At 63.9% G+C, this 17,977-nt stretch carries 14 protein-coding genes; 6 read left to right on the top strand and 8 right to left on the bottom strand.

Going from position 1 to position 17,977, the window contains the following annotated elements; translation table 11 throughout:
* Positions 1 to 300 carry a hypothetical protein gene (locus tag HNQ67_RS12125; RefSeq protein ID WP_183255807.1) on the top strand — a complete coding sequence of 100 codons (300 nt, stop codon included), beginning with the start codon at positions 1 to 3 and terminating at the stop codon, positions 298 to 300.
* Between the two features lie 43 nt (positions 301 to 343).
* On the opposite strand, the gene HNQ67_RS12120 is transcribed toward HNQ67_RS12125, so the two are convergent.
* From HNQ67_RS12120 to HNQ67_RS12105, 4 genes are read right to left on the bottom strand one after another with little or no spacing between them, the layout of a single operon-like run.
* Positions 344 to 1,906 carry an EAL domain-containing protein gene (locus tag HNQ67_RS12120; protein ID WP_183255805.1) on the bottom strand — a complete coding sequence of 521 codons (1,563 nt, stop codon included), beginning with the start codon at positions 1,904 to 1,906 and terminating at the stop codon, positions 344 to 346.
* Positions 1,907 to 1,941: 35 nt separating this feature from the next.
* Complete coding sequence (locus tag HNQ67_RS12115) at positions 1,942 to 2,439, bottom strand: response regulator transcription factor (RefSeq protein ID WP_183255803.1); 498 nt, start codon at positions 2,437 to 2,439, stop codon at positions 1,942 to 1,944.
* Entirely contained in the window at positions 2,436 to 4,346 is a 1,911-nt protein-coding gene (locus HNQ67_RS12110; protein ID WP_183255802.1) for a response regulator, read from the bottom strand. Before HNQ67_RS12110 ends, HNQ67_RS12115 begins: the two co-directional genes overlap by 4 nt.
* A 2-nt stretch (positions 4,347 to 4,348) precedes the next feature.
* Positions 4,349 to 5,749 carry a sensor histidine kinase gene (locus HNQ67_RS12105; RefSeq protein WP_183255800.1) on the bottom strand — a complete coding sequence of 467 codons (1,401 nt, stop codon included), beginning with the start codon at positions 5,747 to 5,749 and terminating at the stop codon, positions 4,349 to 4,351.
* A gap of 219 nt (positions 5,750 to 5,968) precedes the next feature.
* Here HNQ67_RS12105 and HNQ67_RS13840 point away from each other — a divergent pair, with 219 nt between their 5' ends.
* From HNQ67_RS13840 to HNQ67_RS12085, 4 genes are all read left to right on the top strand, one after another.
* Entirely contained in the window at positions 5,969 to 7,369 is a 1,401-nt protein-coding gene (locus HNQ67_RS13840; RefSeq protein ID WP_183255798.1) for a histidine kinase dimerization/phospho-acceptor domain-containing protein, read from the top strand.
* A gap of 27 nt (positions 7,370 to 7,396) precedes the next feature.
* Positions 7,397 to 7,771 carry a response regulator gene (locus HNQ67_RS12095; protein WP_183255796.1) on the top strand — a complete coding sequence of 125 codons (375 nt, stop codon included), beginning with the start codon at positions 7,397 to 7,399 and terminating at the stop codon, positions 7,769 to 7,771.
* A 63-nt stretch (positions 7,772 to 7,834) separates the two neighbouring features.
* Positions 7,835 to 9,286: an aminotransferase class I/II-fold pyridoxal phosphate-dependent enzyme gene (locus tag HNQ67_RS12090; RefSeq protein WP_246347587.1), complete on the top strand. Its 1,452-nt coding sequence runs from the start codon at positions 7,835 to 7,837 to the stop codon at positions 9,284 to 9,286.
* A gap of 59 nt (positions 9,287 to 9,345) precedes the next feature.
* Entirely contained in the window at positions 9,346 to 10,632 is a 1,287-nt protein-coding gene (locus HNQ67_RS12085; RefSeq protein ID WP_183255795.1) for an OmpW/AlkL family protein, read from the top strand.
* 250 nt (positions 10,633 to 10,882) lie between these two features.
* Here HNQ67_RS12085 and acs read toward each other — a convergent pair whose 3' ends face one another.
* Genes acs through HNQ67_RS12070 form a run of 3 tightly spaced genes read right to left on the bottom strand, consistent with a single transcriptional unit; the run spans position 10,883 to position 14,799 of the window.
* Complete coding sequence (gene acs, locus HNQ67_RS12080) at positions 10,883 to 12,841, bottom strand: acetate--CoA ligase (RefSeq protein ID WP_183255793.1); 1,959 nt, start codon at positions 12,839 to 12,841, stop codon at positions 10,883 to 10,885.
* Positions 12,842 to 12,882: 41 nt separating this feature from the next.
* The gene (locus tag HNQ67_RS12075; protein WP_183255791.1) at positions 12,883 to 13,503 is read right to left on the bottom strand and encodes a glutathione S-transferase family protein; all 621 of its coding nucleotides are present in this window, start codon (positions 13,501 to 13,503) and stop codon (positions 12,883 to 12,885) included.
* A 27-nt stretch (positions 13,504 to 13,530) separates the two neighbouring features.
* On the bottom strand, positions 13,531 to 14,799 hold the full coding sequence (locus HNQ67_RS12070; RefSeq protein ID WP_183255789.1) for a NupC/NupG family nucleoside CNT transporter: 1,269 nt from the start codon (positions 14,797 to 14,799) through the stop codon (positions 13,531 to 13,533).
* A gap of 201 nt (positions 14,800 to 15,000) precedes the next feature.
* Between HNQ67_RS12070 and HNQ67_RS12065 the strand changes: the two genes are divergently transcribed.
* Positions 15,001 to 17,058, top strand: coding sequence for a TonB-dependent receptor (locus HNQ67_RS12065; protein WP_183255787.1), 2,058 nt, complete (start codon positions 15,001 to 15,003; stop codon positions 17,056 to 17,058).
* On the opposite strand, the gene HNQ67_RS12060 is transcribed toward HNQ67_RS12065, so the two are convergent.
* Positions 17,059 to 17,934: a branched-chain amino acid aminotransferase gene (locus HNQ67_RS12060; protein WP_183255785.1), complete on the bottom strand. Its 876-nt coding sequence runs from the start codon at positions 17,932 to 17,934 to the stop codon at positions 17,059 to 17,061.
* Positions 17,935 to 17,977: the final 43 nt, after the last annotated feature.

Below are 17,977 nucleotides of genomic sequence, written 5' to 3'. Positions count from 1 at the left end.
ATGGTCAACTGGCTTTGGATGACGGGCGGCCTGGTAGTCTGGGCAACGCATTTTTCCGGGCTTTACGCCCTCTCCAGTCTGGCCGACGTCGTGACCCGGGCCGACGACTTCGGCTGGCGGATTGCCGGACTGGCGTTCAGCATCGCCTGCGCCATCGCCTGCGCCGCCCTATTGGTCCTGGCGATGCGTCGCAGGCGAGCTGGAGGGCCCAGCTTTTCGTCGGACATCGCCGCTCTCACCGCCGGGATGGGCGGGATTGCGGTCGTTTGGCAGACGTTGCCGACCTTGGTGGGGCACTAAAGACCTCTGGATCGCCAGGTCCCGTTCAGCGGAGACAAGCTGGTCAGGCGCTAAGCCGCTCTGCCGAGCCGAGATCCGCCGAGGTCTCGGCTTTGGCGGTGTGAAGTTTCCGGAACGCCGCAATATCGGCCAGCACCATCGGGGTCGCGAAATGGAAGCCTTGCAGGATATCGCAGTTCAGAAGCTGAAGCAGGCGGGCCTGCCATTCGCTTTCAACTCCCTCCACGACCACCTTCAAGCCGAGGCTATGGCCCAGGTCGACGACCGATCGCATGATCTGGGTCGCTTGCGACCGTTCGCCGAGATCACGCAGGAAGGACTTGTCGATCTTCATCCCGTCGAGTTCGAAATCCTGGAGGTATGACAGGCTGGAGTAGCCGGTGCCGAAGTCGTCGAGGTAAACCTTGCAGCCCAGCTTGCGGACCTGGGCGATCGTCTTCTTGGCCCCCTCCATGTGCGAAATGAGCACCCCTTCCGTGATCTCGAGATGAAGCAGCTCGGGTCGCACGTTTGCGGCGATCAGTTTTTCGGCGAGGATGGTGGCGAACTGGCTGTGACGGAAATGTACCGGTGAGATATTGATCCCGACAGGGACGTCGCCCAAGGTTTTTATGGCGGCCAGTCCCGTGTCCAGGACCCAGTTCGACAGATGAATGATCTGTCCGCTTTCCTCTGCGATAGGGATCAGGACAGCCGGTGAAACCTGCCCCAGTCGCGGGGAATTCCAGCGAAGCAGCGCCTCCACACTGATGAGTTCGCCGGTCTTGGCGCAGACGAGCGGCTGATAGTTCAGCGTCAGTTCGTCGGTGTCGAGGGCGCGGGCCAACTCGGACCGAATGCTCACGCGCGACGACATCCGCTCTTCCATCAGATCGTCGAACACGCGGTAGCCGTTCACGCCCGCAGCCTTGGCTTCATACATCGCTATGTCGGCATGCTTCAGCAGATCGTCGCCGTCGTCGTACGCCAGGTTGCCATAGGCAATACCGATCGCCGCGCCGCTCTGAACCAACCGCCCCTCAATGAGAAGCGGCTGTTGCAGCCCTTCCGCTATGGCGCTGGCGCAGGCTTCCGGCGTGGTGGTTTTCGTGACGGTCAGTATGGCGGCGAACTCGTCTCCTCCCATTCGGGCCACGGCGACCGCGTCGGGGAGATTGTCCGTCAGCAGCCGGGCAACCTGGGCCAAAAGGACATCGCCGGCCTTGTGTCCGAGGCTATCGTTGATTTCCTTGAACCGGTTGACGTCCAGGAACAGAACGGCCAGCTCGCCGTGGACTTGAGCCTGGCTGCGCTCGGCCAGCACCTTGTTGAAGGCGATCCGGTTCATCAGACCCGTGAGCGGATCGCTGTGGGCCTGGTGTTCAAGCCGCTCGCCGACTACCGCCAGCCGCTGGTTCTCCCGCGTAACTCTCAGGTGGTGAGTTGCGAACAGCACGAGCGCGGTCGCGACGCAGGCGCTCGATAACCCCAGCCAGAGAGTGAAGCCGTTGGTCGCGCCTCCAAAGGCGGGAACGACGACGGCGGCCAGAACGGCAAGGTAGCCGGCGAAGAGAATCCGCAAGCTCCGGTCGTTACGCAGGCCAAATTTCAGCAGCACCTTTTCCACGACATGAGCCGTAACAAACAGTTGTTTAGAAAGGTTTAGCCGCCTTCGCCCACGCCAGGCCTTCTGGAGTCCATGAGATCCCGGGTTCTGCGGACGAGGGTGTCCTCGAGATTGCTGTTTTCCCGTTGAAGCGTCGCCATCGCCTCCTTCCGCAGAATTTGCGATTTGAGCCGCGCCATAAGGATCGGGAGATTAATCGGCTTCAGGACGAAGTCGTTGGCGCCGGCCTTGATGGCCGTCACGACGGAACTCTCCTCGCCCACGGCGGTGCACATGATCACCGGAAGCGCATCCGGGGTGTAGCGTTCGCGAATGGCCTGAAGCGTCTCAAGGCCTGAAAGGCCCGGCATCATCCAGTCCAGCAAAATCAGGTCCGGCAGGAAATCGGACGAAAGCAACCGGATCGTCTCCGCACCGTCTTCGCAGGTCCTGGTCGCAAAGCCGGCGCGTCTGAGGTGGCGATCCAGTATGTCGCGATTTTGTTCGATGTCGTCGACGATCAGGATCGTGCGCTGGGCGGCGGCGTCTGTCATCGGGCTACCATACTCTTGATATTCTCTACTATCTGGCTCGGCGAGGAGTTCCACTTGGGATGGAAGACGTGGCCGGCATGGCGGATGCGCGCATGTTCCGCGACGCTGATGTCCATTTGGGACAAAACCATCACCGGGACATCGCGAAGTGACGGGTCCTTCGCCAGGTCGTCGATCATGCCAAAGCCATCACTCTCCGGCATGCACAGGTCCAGGATGATGGCGCCCGGCGTCAAGTCTCGCGCCAGCGCCATGCCCTCCTCGCCGTTGGAGGCCAGACGGACGCTGAAGCCTGCCTGCCTTGCGTAGCGTTCGACGATCTCCCGGACATCCTCATCATCGTCGACAACCAGGATATCCCCGCGAGCCTGCTGGCCGAGGGCGTCGAGCACGCGGTTGAGTCCCTTCCGCGAAAGCGGTTTGACCAGCACTTCCGCGGCCCCGGCTTCGAGCCCCAGACGTCGGTTGTCGTCACTTGAGACAAGGATCACGGCGCTGTTGCGCAGAGTCGCGTCAGCCTTGATCTCCGCCAGCACCTCGTAGCCCGACTGACCGGGCATGATGATGTCGAGCACGATGAAGTCCGGACCATGCGTCCGGGCCAACTCCAGCCCGGCCGGACCGTTTGGCGCCGCGATCACCCGGTAACCCTGCCTCGTCAGCCACCGATCCAGCAGATCGATTGTAGACTCATCATCGTCAATGACGAGGACGGTTTTTCCCCTTCGGTCAGGGTCGGCCGGCGCGGCGACAGGAGGCGCAGCCGTCGGGATGGGCTCGACCTCGCCCCCGACCGCATTCATCGGAATGGCAAGGACGATAGCATCGCCTTCCGCGGTCCGTTCGGTATGAAGCGCCCCCCCCATCAGGACGGCTTTTCTCCGAACCACCGTCATGGCCAGAGCGGCCCCGAGCGGAGCCGGCGGCGTGCCGTGCGCATACTCCTGGTCCACCGCTGCGGCGCTTGCGACCGCCTCCGAGAGCTTGCCGGTCACGTCTGGTAGACGAAACTCAATCCGGGATTCCGCCTGCCCAACAAGCCGCACTTCAAGGCGCAGCGTCCGATCGGAGTGGACTTCGAGCAGGTTGCTGATGATCGTCGTCAAACACTGGCGCAGGCGCGCGGCGTCTCCCAGCATCACCTTGGCGTTCGGGGCGATATCCGACGTGATCTGGATGCCGGATCGGTCCGCCTTTTCGGTCATGCCGGCCACGACCAGATTAACGGTCGCACAGACGTCGACGACCGAGCGATCAACGGTGACCTCGCCCGCGTCGAGGCGTGTAAGGTCAAGGATGTCATTGATAAGCCGAAGCAGATGTCTGCTCGACTGGAGGATGCGGTCGAGATCTTTTACCTGGTCGTCGCGGCCGGCGTCTCCGGCATCCTCGGACAGAAGCGTTGCATAGCCCATGATGGCGTTCAGCGGCGTGCGGAGCTCGTGGCTCATACCGGCGAAGAAGGCGTTCAGGGCTTCCCCATCAACACGGGCGTTGTCACGAGCCCGCGCGAGCTCGCTGATCTGTCCATTTTTTTCATGCGCCGCCCGGATCAGCTGTTCGTGCAGGTCGCGGCAGGACTGCAACAGGGTGTGACGCCTCACCGGCGCAATCTCCCCATCTATCCGCCGGAGCGCCAACAGGGTATTCGCCGGCGCCGCCAGCCCGGCCGAAAGCACCCACGCGAGGCTGCCGGAGGCGATGATGGTCAGGAGAACCCAAGCCCCAATCGCCAAGAGGATATCGGCGCCGCCGAGCCCGTCACGATTGAACGCCGCGAAGACCGCAATGGCCGCCGTGCCCAGAACCGTGAGGATGCCGGCCGACCAGAGGCCGACGAAAATAGCGACCGGCGCGCGAAACGTCTGAAGATCGGCCGGGATGTCTGCTGCGCGGGAACCAGGCAAAGTCAGGCTGCCTCCGCTTCCACAACAGGGCCTGCAGTCGCCGCACTCGACCGAGCCGGTACGTTGATGGTGAAGGTGGAGCCTTGTCCGAGGCGGGATTCAACGCCGATTGATCCCCCCATGAGAATACAAAATCGCTTGGTGAGGGCGAGGCCCAGACCGGTACCGCCATACTTCTGCGAGGTATCGACTTCTGCCTGGGAGAACTCCTCAAACAACTTCTTCAATCCGGTTTCGCTTATGCCGATCCCGGTATCCTGGACTTGAAAGATCAGACGGTCCTCGCCCCCGCGCTGGCAGCGCGTGACGGACAGGGTAATGCGGCCCCGCGAAGTGAATTTCGCGGCGTTGCTCAGCAGGTTCAGCAGTGACTGTCGCAGCTTCAGGCCGTCGATCTCCATCACGCCCGGGTCGACGGGCATCTGGAGGATCAATCGGTTGTCCTTCTTGGCGATAAGCGGCTCCGCAGTGGCCATGACATCGCGGACCAATGCCCCGATTCCCACGGGCTCCACGGTCACCTCCAGACGGTTTGACTCGATTCTGGACAGGTCCAGCACGTCGTTCACCAAGGCGAGCAGGTGACGCCCTGCCGCGTTGATCCGGTCCAGATCATCGACCCGCTGGCTGTTGGCCGGGGTGTCCTCCAGATCGTCGCGGAGCATCTCGCTGTAGCCGATGACCGCGTTCAGGGGGGTCCGGAGCTCGTGGCTCATCTTGGCGAGAAAGGTCGACTTCTGTTGGCTGGCCTGTTCGGCCTTTATCATCGCCTCGCGCAGGACGTCGCCCTGGGCCTTATGCTCGAGGGTCGCCCGCTCAAGCCCGGCGCTCTGACGCATCACGGCCTCGTAGTAGATGCAGAGCAGCGAGATATAGACCAGCGCAGCCACGATCGAGATCAGGTTCACATTCTTGAGGCTGGACAGCGCGACGAGCGTAGGGAAGCCGCCCATCACCAGGCGCATGACCAGGAAACACGTCAACTGAACCGCCACCCCGCCGAGGACGAGCTTCGGCCGCTCCGCCAGGTAAAAGAACCCGAGCTGCAGCGCGATCAGGGACCACGGCAGGAACGGGGAGCTGATGCCGCCATAGCAGAACGACCCGAACAGACTGATGAACACCAGAACCTGGACGGACGCGAAAGCCGGCGCCACGAGCGTACGGGAGTATTTGGTCAGGAAGGGCACGAGCCAGAACGAGGCCACAGCCGCTTCCAGCAGCCAGAACTGCCAGCCGACGCCGGCGGACGCCTTCCACAGGAAGACCATGACCGACTGGCCCATCGCCGGGCCCATGAGGTGCAGGAAGATGAAGGTGCGGATCTTCATCAGGCCCGCCTCGTCCGTGCGGACATGCTCGGGAATGAAGTAGTCTATCCCCCGTCCGATCACCGCCAACATTTAGCGCCCCCCGATTTCCGGGGAAATGTAGCGCCCAAGACATAAACCGAAGTTAACGGACGCACTCCGCAACCATCATTGACTATGCCGCCTGGTCGCAAAGACGCCGCTGCGCGATGTCTGGCGCCTGATTTTATCTAACCTTAACTTGCTGCCTTTATGCCTTGAAGCACGCATCTCACGGCGCGCAAAACGCGCGTCCTACAGGCGGAGCCGAACGTGCAGGCCACCGACAGCAACACAAAGTTCGGCCTCGGAGTCTTCCTGGACTACTTCATTCCGATGAAGATCCAGGTCGAGCCTGAGACTCACCGCCGCGCGCGGATGTTCATGCTGTCCCATGTGTGCGGTCCGTTCCTGGGCAGCGTGATCCCGCTATACCTTTATTTCATCAACGGAATCCCGGCGGACTTTCGCTTCTGGACCTTCCTGATATCGGTCACGGCGTTCTGGGTCTATCCGTTCGCCCTTCGCTACACCAAGGCATACCGGCCGCTGGCTTTCATCTCGATCGCCAATCTCAACTTTTGCATCCTCTGGGCCTGCTTCTCCTACGGCGGAATCTACTCTCCCTTCCTGCCGTGGGTTCTGGTTATTCCGGTTCTGTCCTTCCTGTACCTTCCCGCGACCGGGCTGACCCGCGCGGTGGTTCTGGCGCAGATCGTCACCAGCTTCGCCATCTTCGCCTGGCTGGTGGTGTCGGACTATCCGTTCCCGGTGGTCGATCTGGAAGATTTCCAGATTATCGGCATCATCTCGCAGGTTTCCGCCTCCATCTATGTGGCGATGATGGCGATCTATTTCGCCAACGTTTTCCGCGAGCAGGCTGATTTCGAACGTGAGTTGCGGGATCTGGTCGTCGCTGCCGACAATATCCGCAACCTGACGCAGTCAGCCCAGCAGGCCACGGCCGCCAAGGCAGACTTCGTCGCCTCCATGAGCCATGAACTGCGCACGCCGCTGAACGCCGTCATCGGCTATAGCCAGTTGCTGCTCGATGACGCGGAGGATGACGGGGAAGAGGAAATCTCCCGCGATGTCGCGAAGATTCATGCGGCGGGCAGTCAACTGCTGGGACTGGTCGACGACATCCTCGACTTCTCCAAGATCGAAGCGGGCAAAATGCCCGTGCATGCGTATTCCGACAGCCTCTCGCGCGGCATCACCGCCACCCTCTGCGATCTGCAATCTCGCGCCCAGTCCCGCGGGCACAGCGTCGCCTACGAAATGCCGGATGACGATCCCACGCTGCATCTGGACTGGCAGTTGCTCACCAGAGCCCTGTCCCATCTCGTCGCCGGCGTCTCCGCCGCCGGGGAGTCCCGGGACGTCTCACTGACGGTTTCACACTCGCCGGCCTCGCTGACGGTCGAGGTGCTCACACCGTTCGTGAGGGCCGACCTGAACGAAGCCAATCTGTTCGATGTATTCGCGCACGCGTCCGACGCGAGTTCCACCAAGTACGGGGGCGCCGACATGAGCCTGGCCCTCGGCATGAAGTTCGCCCGGCTTCTAGGGGGCGACATCACCGTCGAAAGCCGCACAGGGCTCCGTCGCGCCTTCGTCTTGTCGATCCCCACAAATCAAGGGCTTGTCTCAGACCTGCCCGTCGCCGCCTGAGCGGACACGAGACCCGGAGAAATCAAGATGACGAAAATTCTTATTGTCGAAGACAACGAAATGAACCGCGACATGCTCACCCGGCGCCTCGAGCGCCTGGGTTATGTCGTCATTTCAGCGATCGACGGACCGGCAGGTATCGCTATGGCCCGCTCGGAATCGCCCGATATCATTCTCATGGACGTCGCCTTGGGAGCCATGGACGGATGGGAAGCCACCACCATTCTCCAGGCGGATCCCGCGACCCGTTCAATCCCGGTGATCGCCCTGACGGCGCATGCGCTCGAAAGTGATCGGCGCCGCAGCATCGAGGTGGGTTGTGTCGATTTTGAAACCAAACCCGTCTCTCTCAGCGAACTGCTTGAGAAGATCGAGAAACATGTTGTAAACTCTGCTGCTTAATCGGTTTTTATAACCAAACTTGTAGCCTTGCTCCCAAGAATAGTTATGGGCAGGGCTAGTAATATGACTGAAGTAACCGCAGCGCCGTTCGGCGCACTCGAAGGCAGCATGCGGGACTTCCGCTACCCGGCAGGTTCGAACCTTCTGGCCCGGGTCGATGGCTTCTATGATTGGCAGCAGGCACGCCGGAAAGCCGGCGTCTGGCCGCTGGGCCGGTCAACCGAGCATGGGCCGCACGCCCGATGCCAGGCGCGTACGGACGAAGGTGAACTGTTCGAGGGCGTCAACTTCGCCTCGCAGGACTATTTGAGTCTCTCGTCGCACCCCGAGGTGCGAGATGTCGCGATCGACACTATCATGCAGTTCGGCGTGCACAGCGCGGGGTCGCCCGCCCTCGTCGGCAATACGTCTCTGTCGCTCACGCTGGAACGCAAGATCGGCGAATTTCTGAAGACCGAGCACGTCGCCCTTTTCCCGACGGGCTGGGCGGCCGGCTACGGCGTCATCAAGGGCCTGGTCCGTTCGAGCGACCATATCGTGATGGACGTCCTCGCCCATGCCTGTCTGCAGGAAGGCGCCGCCGCGGCGACCAGGAACGTGCACCTGTTCCGTCACAACAGTGTCGACATGGCCAGGGAGAAGCTGGCCAAGATCCGCGCGAATGACACCGTCAACGGTATCCTGCTGGTGACCGAGGGCCTGTTCTCGATGGACTCGGACACGCCCGACATCGAGGCGCTTCAGGAACTGGCCCACGAGTTCAACGCCATCCTCGTCGTCGACGTCGCCCATGACCTCGGCTCCCTCGGGGAGACCGGACAGGGGCACATCGGCATCCAGAACATGATCGGCAAGGTCGACGTCGTCATGGGCGCCTTCTCCAAGACCTTCGCCTCGAACGGCGGCTTCGTCGCCTGCCGTAGCCGGGCCGTGAAGGAATACCTCCGCTACTATTCTTCGCCGAACACCTTCTCCAATGCCCTGTCGCCGGCCCAGGCGGCGATCGTCAGCAAATGTTTCGACATCGTCGCGTCCGAGGAAGGCAAGCAACGGCGCCAGAAGCTGATGGGCAACATCGCCTTGCTGCGCGAGTTGCTGACCAATAGTGGCCTTGAGGTCTACGGCGATCCCTCACCGATCGTTTGCGTGAAAATGGGTCATGAGAGCCTCGCGCGGCTGAGCAGCCGTCATTTGCCGACCAACGGCCTGCTCGCCAACCTCGTCGAGTTTCCTGCGGTGCCGAAGGGCCGGGCCCGGTTTCGGCTCCAGGTCATGGCGGGTCACAGCCATGCCGAAGTGGCCGACGCCGTGCGTCGCCTCACGACCTCGGTTGTCAGCGCCCAGGCCGAGGATGACGCGATCCAGGCTGGGACCGTCAAGCTCGAGGATCTCGTGCAGCTGACGCCCGCATGCGCCGCCGCTCCCCTTACGCCCGCGACACCCATCTCGGCGCCGGCGGTGACCGCCGCCCCGGTTCCCGCCGAACAGGTTTCGCCTTTGAGTTCAGTCGCTTAACAAGATTAACGTCGAATTCATTGTCTTCCTGCCAAGGTTAAGACAACAAGGTTATTTTCATGAACTGCTTTCGCGAAATGCTGGTGCTCGCAGGTGGGACCGCCTTGGTCCTGTCGGCGCCCGTCCACGCCCAGGATCGTACTGACCACGCCGGCTATGTGCGCCTGGGGCAGACCTGGACCCACCTCGCCGACCAAGGCGACGTGTACTCCAACGGCGCGTTTGCGCCCGGCTCGGACTACACGACCAACGTCGTGCGACCACTGACGCTGACCGGCGGGTGGTTCGTCACCGATCACATCGCCATCGAAGCGTCCATTTCCGAGGAAGCCGAGACCCACAACTACCCCGGCGGAAGCCTGACAGGCTTGCCGGATTTGGGTGTTGACGCTTTTCAGACCACCTCGGCGTCCGTCACCTGGCATCCGATGCGTGGCCAGCGATTCTCGCCCTATGTCGGCGCTGGATATGTTTACCAGAACACCACCGGCAACACCGACGGCTTCGGTCAGGACTTCCGCATCGAGGACAGCAAGGGGCCGATGCTGCAAGGCGGGGTCGACGTTGAACTCACTGACAGGTTCGGCGTCTTCGTCGACTTTAAAAAGGCATGGCAACGGGCTGACGGCACGGGCGTCCTGCTCGGGGCGCCGCTCTACGCCGATTCCAAGCTCGACCCCGTCAGCGTCCAGGCGGGACTCACCGTGAGATTCGGCCCGCAGCGCTCGGTCACGCCCCTGGCGCTGAACGGCGATGGCAAATGGCTGGTCCGCGCCGGTATCGGGCGCATTGAGTTGACCGACAGCCTCGATCTGACCGTCGCCGGCGCGCCCTTCCCCGGCGCGACCCTTGCGACCGATCCGCACTGGACGCCCGTCGTTCAGGTCGGTCGGCGGCTGACCGACGAGTTCTCCGTCGTTGCGACCGTCGGCCTTCCCCCCGAAATCGACGCGAGCGGCGGGGGCACAGCGGCTGCCTTCGGCAAATTGGCGGAAGTCCAGTACGGCCCCTCGGCGCTCACCGTACAGTATCAACCCTGGAACGACGGCTGGTTCAGGCCGTACGTCGGGGTCGGCGCGACCTACATGATCATCTTCTCGACCAAGGACTCGATCCTGACCGACGCGGAGATGGATGATGACATCGCCCCGGTCGTAGAAGTCGGCGCTGACGTCATGGTCACCGACGGCTACGGCTTCTTCATCGAATACAAGCGCGGATGGCTGGAAACGACGGCAACGGGCAATGTCAGCGCGGTCGTTCCGGGTTTCGGTGGAAGTCCGGTCTCGGGCGACGCCAAGATCGGCCCAAATGTATGGAGTGCTGGCGCCACATTCCGCTTCTGATCTTGAGCCAGCCCCGGACGAGGCCCGCCCCGTTCGAAAACGGCTAGAATGGCGATCGGTGCAGTTTGGGCGACGCCGGCTTCACGAATGGTCATCCCGGCCTGGGCGCGGGGCCTGGATCGCCCGAGACCTTGCGGGGTTGGACTGACATCATAACCAGCCTGATAAGGCCCCGTCAGGCGGATAGCGTCGGCGCCCATGGCATTGCCGATACCGCCCCTCTCGCGAGTCGGGTCAATCCGCGCTTCCGTTAACCGGCGGCGGCGCTCGCCCGGTTGCGGATCAGATCGTCGACCACGGTCGGATCGGCCAGGGTCGAGGTGTCCCCCAGCGCCCCGACGTCGTTTTCGGCGATCTTCCTCAGGATGCGCCGCATGATCTTGCCGGACCGGGTCTTGGGCAGACCCGGGGCCCACTGGATCACGTCGGGCGCGGCGATCGGCCCGATCTCAGCGCGGACCTGGGCGATCAACGCCTTGCGCAGCGCCTTGTCGGGCTCGATGCCCGCGTTCAGCGTCACATAGGCGTAGATGCCCTGCCCCTTGATGTCGTGGGGGAAGCCGACCACCGCCGCCTCAGCCACCGCTTCGTGCAGCACCAGGGCGCTCTCGACCTCGGCCGTGCCCATCCGGTGGCCGGAGACGTTGATCACGTCGTCCACCCGCCCGGTGATCCAGTAATAGCCGTCCGCGTCGCGGCGGCAGCCGTCACCGGTGAAATACTTGCCGGGATAGGCGCTGAAATAGGTGTCGAAGAAACGTTGATGGTCGCCCCAGACGGTGCGCATCTGGCCCGGCCAGCTGTCGGCGATGCACAGATTGCCGCTGGCCGCGCCCTCCAGCACCGCGCCTTCGGCGTCGACCAGCTGCAGCTCCACGCCCGGCAACGGCTTCGTCGCGGATCCCGGCTTCAGGTCTGTCGCCCCCGGCAGCGGCGAGACCAGAATCCCGCCCGTCTCGGTCTGCCACCAGGTGTCGACGATCGGGCAGCGCCCCTCGCCCACCACCTCGTGATACCAGCGCCAGGCCTCCGGGTTGATCGGCTCGCCGACGGTGCCGAGCAGGCGCAGGCTCTGACGCGACGTTGCCTTCACCGGTCCGTCGCCCTCGCGCATGAGCGCCCGCAGGGCGGTGGGAGCGGTGTAGAATATCTCCACCTGATGCTTGTCGACCACCTGCCAGAAGCGGCTGTTGTCCGGGTAGTTGGGCACGCCCTCGAACATCAGGGTCGTCGCGCCGTTGGCCAGCGGCCCGTAGACGCAATAGCTGTGGCCGGTGACCCAACCGACGTCGGCGGTGCACCAGAACACCTCTCCGGGCCGATAGTCGAAAACCAGCTCATGGGTCCATGAAGCCCAGAACAGGTATCCCCCCGTGGTGTGCAGCACGCCTTTCGGCTTCCCCGTCGAACCGGAGGTGTAGAGGATGAACAGCGGGTCCTCGGCCTGCATCGGCTCGCAGGGGCAGTCGTCGGCCACGCCGCGCTTGGCCTCGCCGTAGCGCACGTCGCGTCCCTCGACGATCGGGATGTCGGCATTGGTGTGCGAGACGATCAGCACCTTGTCGACGATCGCCCCGCCCGCCTTCTCCAGCGCCGCGTCGACGTTGGCCTTCAGCGGCACCCGCTTGCCGCCGCGCAGGCCTTCGTCGGCGGTGATCACCACCCTGGAGCCGCAGTCCTCGATCCGCCCGCTCAGGCTGTCGGGCGAGAAGCCGCCGAACACCACCGAATGCACCGCCCCGATCCGCGCGCAGGCCAGCATCGCGACGGCCGCGGCCGGGATCATCGGCAGATAGATCGTCACCCTGTCGCCCTTCCCGACGCCAAGCCCCTTCAGCACATTGGCCATCCGGCAGACTTCGCGGTGCAGTTCGGCATAACTCAACTCGCCGGACTGCGCCGGATCGTCCCCCTCCCAGAGGATCGCGGTGGCCTCGCCGCGCGTCTCCAGATGCCGGTCGAGGCAGTTGTGCGCGACGTTCAGCACCCCGTCCTCGAACCAGCGGATGCGGAAATCGGCCTTGTCGAACGAGACGTCCTTGATCTTTGACGGGGTCTCGAACCAGTCCAGCCGGCGCGCCTGTTCGCCCCAGAAGGCCTCCGCCGTCTCGCGCGCCGCCGTCCGGGCCGCCGCGTAGCCGGCGGCGTTCATGCGGGCCCGCTGCGCCCATTCGGAGGAAACGGGATAGAGGTCTGGTTGATCGGTCATGGCCGGATGCTGCCCCCGGGACCGCCAGGGGTCAACGCGCCCTACGCCCCGGCCTGCGCCGCCGGTCGGGCCCGGCATCCTTCCAGCCATCGGGCCAGATTGACCAACTCCTCGGGCGGCCGGTAGCGGACCAGGCGCGCGAAATCGAGCCCGACAACGGCGACGATGTCGGCCATGGTGAACCGTTCGAGCGCCATGAACTCGCGGTCGGCCAGATGGCGGTCCAGGGTCTTCATAAAACGCTCGGCCGCGGCGCGATTATATTCCGCCACCTGCGGCAGTTGGGTCGCCTCCAGCGCCGCCAGCGCCGGGTGAGAATGGCGGACGCTGAGCATGATCGGATTGGCCAGGTAGAACTCCGCCCGCCGGGTCCACATCTCGACCACGGCCTGTTCGCGCGCGTCATGGCCGAACAGGTTCGGCTCAGGGTACAGCGACTCCAGATAGCGGCCGATGGCGATCGATTCCGAAATCGTCGTCCCGTCGTCGAGCGTCAGCGACGGCAGATGCGGCACCCCGACCCGGGCGCGGTACTCCGGCGTCTTGTGCTCCCCGGCGAGGATGTCGACCTCGATCACCTCGACGTCCTCGACGCCCTTCTCGGCCATCACCCAGCGCACCCGGCGGGGATTGGGGGCGCGGTGGGAGGTGTAGAGCTTCATGCCCGGACTCCGTTTCTTATCGCAACGCTACAGGCCGAAGATGCGTCCCGGCAAGACCCCGACCACCGACGCCGCCATCAGCGTCGCCAGAAAGCCGGCGAACAGCGCCTTCCAGACCATGCCGAGAACCTCCTCGCGTCGCTCGGGCATCAGCACGCTGAGCCCCGTCACCGTGATCCCCACCGAGCCGATGTTGGCGAAGCCGCACAGCGCATAGGTCATCAGCATCCGCGTCCGCTCGCTGATCTCGTCGACGGGGACCCGGCCCAGTTCGATGAAGGCCTTGAACTCCGTCTGGGTCAGCTTGGTCCCCAGCAGCAGGCCTGCCTCCCGCGCATCGGCCCACGCCACCCCTGTCATCCACGCCACCGGCGCGAACACCCAGCTCAGCAGCGATTCGACGCTGATCTCCGGCCCGAACACCGCCCCGATCATCAGATTGACCAGCGCTACCAGCGCCACGAACACGATCAGGATGGCCGAGATGTTCAGCACCACCATCAGGCCGTCGGAGGTGCCCTTGACGATGGCGTCGACGGCGCTGTCGTATTTGAGGGCGGAATCGTAGTCAGCGTGAGCTCCGCCCTCCCCCGGCGTCTCGGGGATCATGATCCGCGCCAGCAATATGCCCGCCGGGGCGGAGACGATCGAGGCGACCAGCACATGGCCCGCTGCGTTAGGCAGCGTCGGGCCGAGGATGGCGGCGTAGGCGACCATGGTCGAACCCGCCACCGTGGCCAGGCCGACCACCATCATCAGGAACAGTTCGGAGCGGGTCAGCTTGTCCAGATAAGCGCGGATCACGATCGGGCTCTCGATCATGCCGAGAAAGATGTTGGCCGCCACCGCCAGGGCCGAGGCCCCGCCCAGCCCCATGGTCCGCTGGAACAGGATGCCGAAGCCGTGGGTGATCCATTTCAGCACCTTCCAGTGCCACAGCAGCGCCGACAGGGCCGAGATCACCAGGATCAGCGGCAGCACCTGGAAGGCGAAGGTGAACAGGGCGCCGGCGTCGCTGACGGCATAGGGCTGGTCGCCACCCGCCAGATAGCCGAACACGAACTGGGTCCCGGTCTGGGTGGCCCTGTTCAGGCCGTCGACTGCACCGGTGATCGCCGCCAGCACGTTCTGCGAACCGGGAATGGCGAACAGCGCCAGCACCAGCCCGGCCTGCACGGCGATAGCTCCCAGCGCCAGCTTCCACGGAAAGGCCCGCCGGTTCTCGGACAGCGCCCAGCAGGCGGCGACGACGGCGGCCAGCCCGATCAGGCTTTGCAGGTTCAGGACGCTGAACATCGCGGTGATTTCCCCCGGAACTCCGCTTCTTTGCTGCCGGAGACGACGCCGGGGCGCAAGCGGCGTTGGCCCGCACGACGGACCTCGACCACGTCACGCCGAAAAAGGGACCAGCCGACCGATTTCGTGGCCGAGACATGTTGATAATGCGACTGCCTCGCATTATAGCCCGCTCTCGTTTTCGGAACCGAGTGATCCCTTATGCGCGTCCTGCTGACCTCCACGGCCATCCTTCTCGCTGTCCCGGCCTTCGCCACGGCCCAGGAGGCTGAAGAACTGGCGCCCATTCTCGTGACCGGGCGGAGCCATGGATACGTGGCGACGAACTCGGTGACCGCGACCAAAACCGACACGGCGTTGCTGAACGTGCCCCAGACGGTGAACGTGGTGACGCGTGAACAACTGGACGACCAGGCGTTGCGCAGCCTGGGCGAACTGCTCCGCTATGTGCCCGGAACCACTGTCGGCCAAGGGGAGGGCAACCGTGACCAGATCACCCTGCGCGGTCAGAACACCACGGCGGACTTCTTCCTCGATGGCGTCCGAGACGACACCCAGTATTTCCGCGGACTCTACAACCTGGAACGGGTCGAGGTTCTCAAAGGGCCCTACGCCCTGATTTTCGGTCGCGGCGGCGGCGGGGGGATCGTCAACCGGGTCCAGAAAACGCCCAGCCTGACCGGCGCCATGGCCTCGGGCCGGATCAGCGCCAACAGCTTCGGCGCGTGGGACGTCTCGGTCGACGCCAACACGCCGGTCAGCGAGGCGGCCGCCGTGCGGATCAACGCCGTCTACGAAAACCTCGACAATCATCGGGACATCTTCGAAGGCGAGCGCTACGCCGTGAATCCCTATGTCGCGGTCGATCTGAATGCCGACTGGCGCGCGGGCCTGTCCTACGAATATGTCAACGACGATCGCGTCGTCGACCGCGGCGTCCCCTCGCTCGACGGCGCGCCGCTGACGGGGTTCCGGGACCAGTTCTTCGGCGTCCCGGGCGCGAACCGCACGACCTTGGAGGCACACATCGCCAAGCTCAGGATCGATGGCGATCTGGCGGATGACGTCTCCGTCTCGACTACGATTCTCTATGGCGACTACGCCAAGGTCTACACCAACGCCTTCGCCAGCGGACCGGCCACGTCGCAGACCGGGACGGTTCCGCTGGCGGCCTATACCGACCCCACCGACCGACAGAACCTGCTGATCCAGAGCAATCTGACCTGGGATGTGACCACGGGCGGCCTGGGTCACAAGGTCTTGTTCGGCTTGGAGTATGGCGATCAGGACTCCGCCAACCAACGCCGCAACGGCGTGTTGTCCAGCTCCACGCTCGACCTGGCCAACCCCGTCTTCCCGACCGTGACATTCCCTGCGCTAAGCCGGAACACGACGTCCAATGTCGAGTCCCTTTCGGCCTACGTCCAGGACCAGATCGCCATCGGTGACCAGTTCCAGGTCGTCGCCGGCCTGCGTTACGACCGGTTCGAAATCACCGGCGTCGACCTTCAGCCGGATCCCGACCGCCCATTTGCGCGGGCCGACGAAAAGGTCTCGCCCCGCCTTGGCCTGATCTACAAGCCGCGGCCCGCGGTTTCGATCTACGGCAGCTACAGCCAGTCGTTCCTGCCCCGGTCAGGCGATCAGTTCCTCAAGTTGTCGCCGACGGATCAAAACCTCGAACCCGAGGAATTCACCAACCATGAGATCGGCGTCAAATGGGACGTCCGGCCGAACCTGAATCTGACGGCGGCCGTATTCCGGCTGGACCGGACCAACGCCACCACGCCCGATCCGCAGAACCCGACGGCGACCATCAATGTCGGCGAAACCCGGACCGAAGGGTTCGAACTGGCGGTGACGGGCGTCGTGCGGCCCAACTGGCAAGTCAGTGGCGGCTACGCCTGGCTCGACGCTCGCCTGCAAGGCAACGAGTCCGTGCGTCTTGCGCAGACGCCGGAGCATCAGTTCAGCCTGTGGAATCGCTACGACGTGAACCCCCGGCTCGGCATCGGTCTCGGCGTCATTCACCAGGCAGGCCAGTACGCCGCGATCCGGACCTCTGCGGCCACTACCCGGCTGCCGGCCTTCACGAGAGTCGACGCCGCCGCCTATTACCGCGTCAGCGAGGGTGTCGAACTTCAGCTCAACATAGAGAACCTGTTCGACACGACCTATTTCCCGGACGCGCACAACAATAACAACATTTCGACGGGGGCGCCGCTGAACGCGCGACTGACGCTGAGCAGCCGGTTCTGACTACTGCCGGCGCACCAGCCGTCCGTAATCTTCCATCAAACCCAGGCTGAGGGCGCCGGGGGTGAAGCGGTATTCGCCGATCTCGCTCACCGGCGTCACCTCGGCAGCCGTGCCGGTGACGAAACATTCGCTGAAGGTCGACAACTCTTCCGGGCGGATGTGACGGACGATGACCTCGATCCCCTTGGCCTTGGCCATCTCGATCACCGTCTGGCGGGTGATCCCGTCCAGAATGGCGTCGATCGGCGGCGTATGCAGCACGCCGTCCTGCACGAAGAAGACGTTGGCCCCCGTCGCCTCGGCGACATAGCCGCGCCAGTCCAGCATCATGGCGTCCGAATAGCCGCGCCGCTCGGCTGCGGTCTTGGACATGGTGCAGATCATGTAGAGCCCCGCGGCCTTGGCCGCCGACGGCGCCGTGGCCGGGTCGGGACGTCGCCATTTGGCCCACTCCAGACGGATGCCCTTCGCCTTGGTCTCGGGATCGAAATAGGACGGCCACTCCCAGGCGGCGATCGCCACATGCGCCTTGCTGTTCTTGGCCGTGACGCTGACCTGTTCCGCGCCCAGGAAAGCCACCGGCCGCACATAGCAGTCCGAGAGCCCCATCTTCTCGCAGGTCGCCTTGCAGGCCGCGTCGATCTCGGCCACGCTGTACGGAAGGTCGAAATCCAGCAGGTTTGCAGAACGCTTCAGGCGTTCGCTATGCGGGGTCAGCTTGAAGATTTCGCCCCCGTACATACGCTCACCCTCGAAGACCGACGAACCATAGTGAAGGGCATGGGTCAGAACGTGCGTTTTCGCGTCCCGCCAGGGCACGAAATCGCCGTCCATCCAGATCCAGCCGTCACGATCGTCGAAAGGAACGAAGGCCATTGAAGAACGTCTCCCGCGTAAGTCCCCGGGTTAGACCCGCCAG

This window comes from Brevundimonas basaltis (genome assembly GCF_014202075.1).
Lineage (GTDB): Bacteria > Pseudomonadota > Alphaproteobacteria > Caulobacterales > Caulobacteraceae > Brevundimonas > Brevundimonas basaltis.
This window is presented reverse-complemented; position numbering and strand designations above follow the sequence as displayed.

Bases quoted from the DNA above. Each gene is read 5' to 3' on its own strand.
- HNQ67_RS12125 (WP_183255807.1), top strand. From the start codon at position 1: ATGGTCAACTGGCTTTGGATGACGGGCGGCCTGGTAGTCTGGGCAACG.
- HNQ67_RS12115 (WP_183255803.1), bottom strand. From the start codon at position 2,439: ATGACAGACGCCGCCGCCCAGCGCACGATCCTGATCGTCGACGACATC.
- HNQ67_RS12105 (WP_183255800.1), bottom strand. From the start codon at position 5,749: ATGTTGGCGGTGATCGGACGGGGGATAGACTACTTCATTCCCGAGCAT.
- HNQ67_RS12095 (WP_183255796.1), top strand. From the start codon at position 7,397: ATGACGAAAATTCTTATTGTCGAAGACAACGAAATGAACCGCGACATG.
- HNQ67_RS12090 (WP_246347587.1), top strand. From the start codon at position 7,835: ATGACTGAAGTAACCGCAGCGCCGTTCGGCGCACTCGAAGGCAGCATG.
- HNQ67_RS12085 (WP_183255795.1), top strand. From the start codon at position 9,346: ATGAACTGCTTTCGCGAAATGCTGGTGCTCGCAGGTGGGACCGCCTTG.
- acs (WP_183255793.1), bottom strand. From the start codon at position 12,841: ATGACCGATCAACCAGACCTCTATCCCGTTTCCTCCGAATGGGCGCAG.
- HNQ67_RS12075 (WP_183255791.1), bottom strand. From the start codon at position 13,503: ATGAAGCTCTACACCTCCCACCGCGCCCCCAATCCCCGCCGGGTGCGC.
- HNQ67_RS12070 (WP_183255789.1), bottom strand. From the start codon at position 14,799: ATGTTCAGCGTCCTGAACCTGCAAAGCCTGATCGGGCTGGCCGCCGTC.
- HNQ67_RS12065 (WP_183255787.1), top strand. From the start codon at position 15,001: ATGCGCGTCCTGCTGACCTCCACGGCCATCCTTCTCGCTGTCCCGGCC.
- HNQ67_RS12060 (WP_183255785.1), bottom strand. From the start codon at position 17,934: ATGGCCTTCGTTCCTTTCGACGATCGTGACGGCTGGATCTGGATGGAC.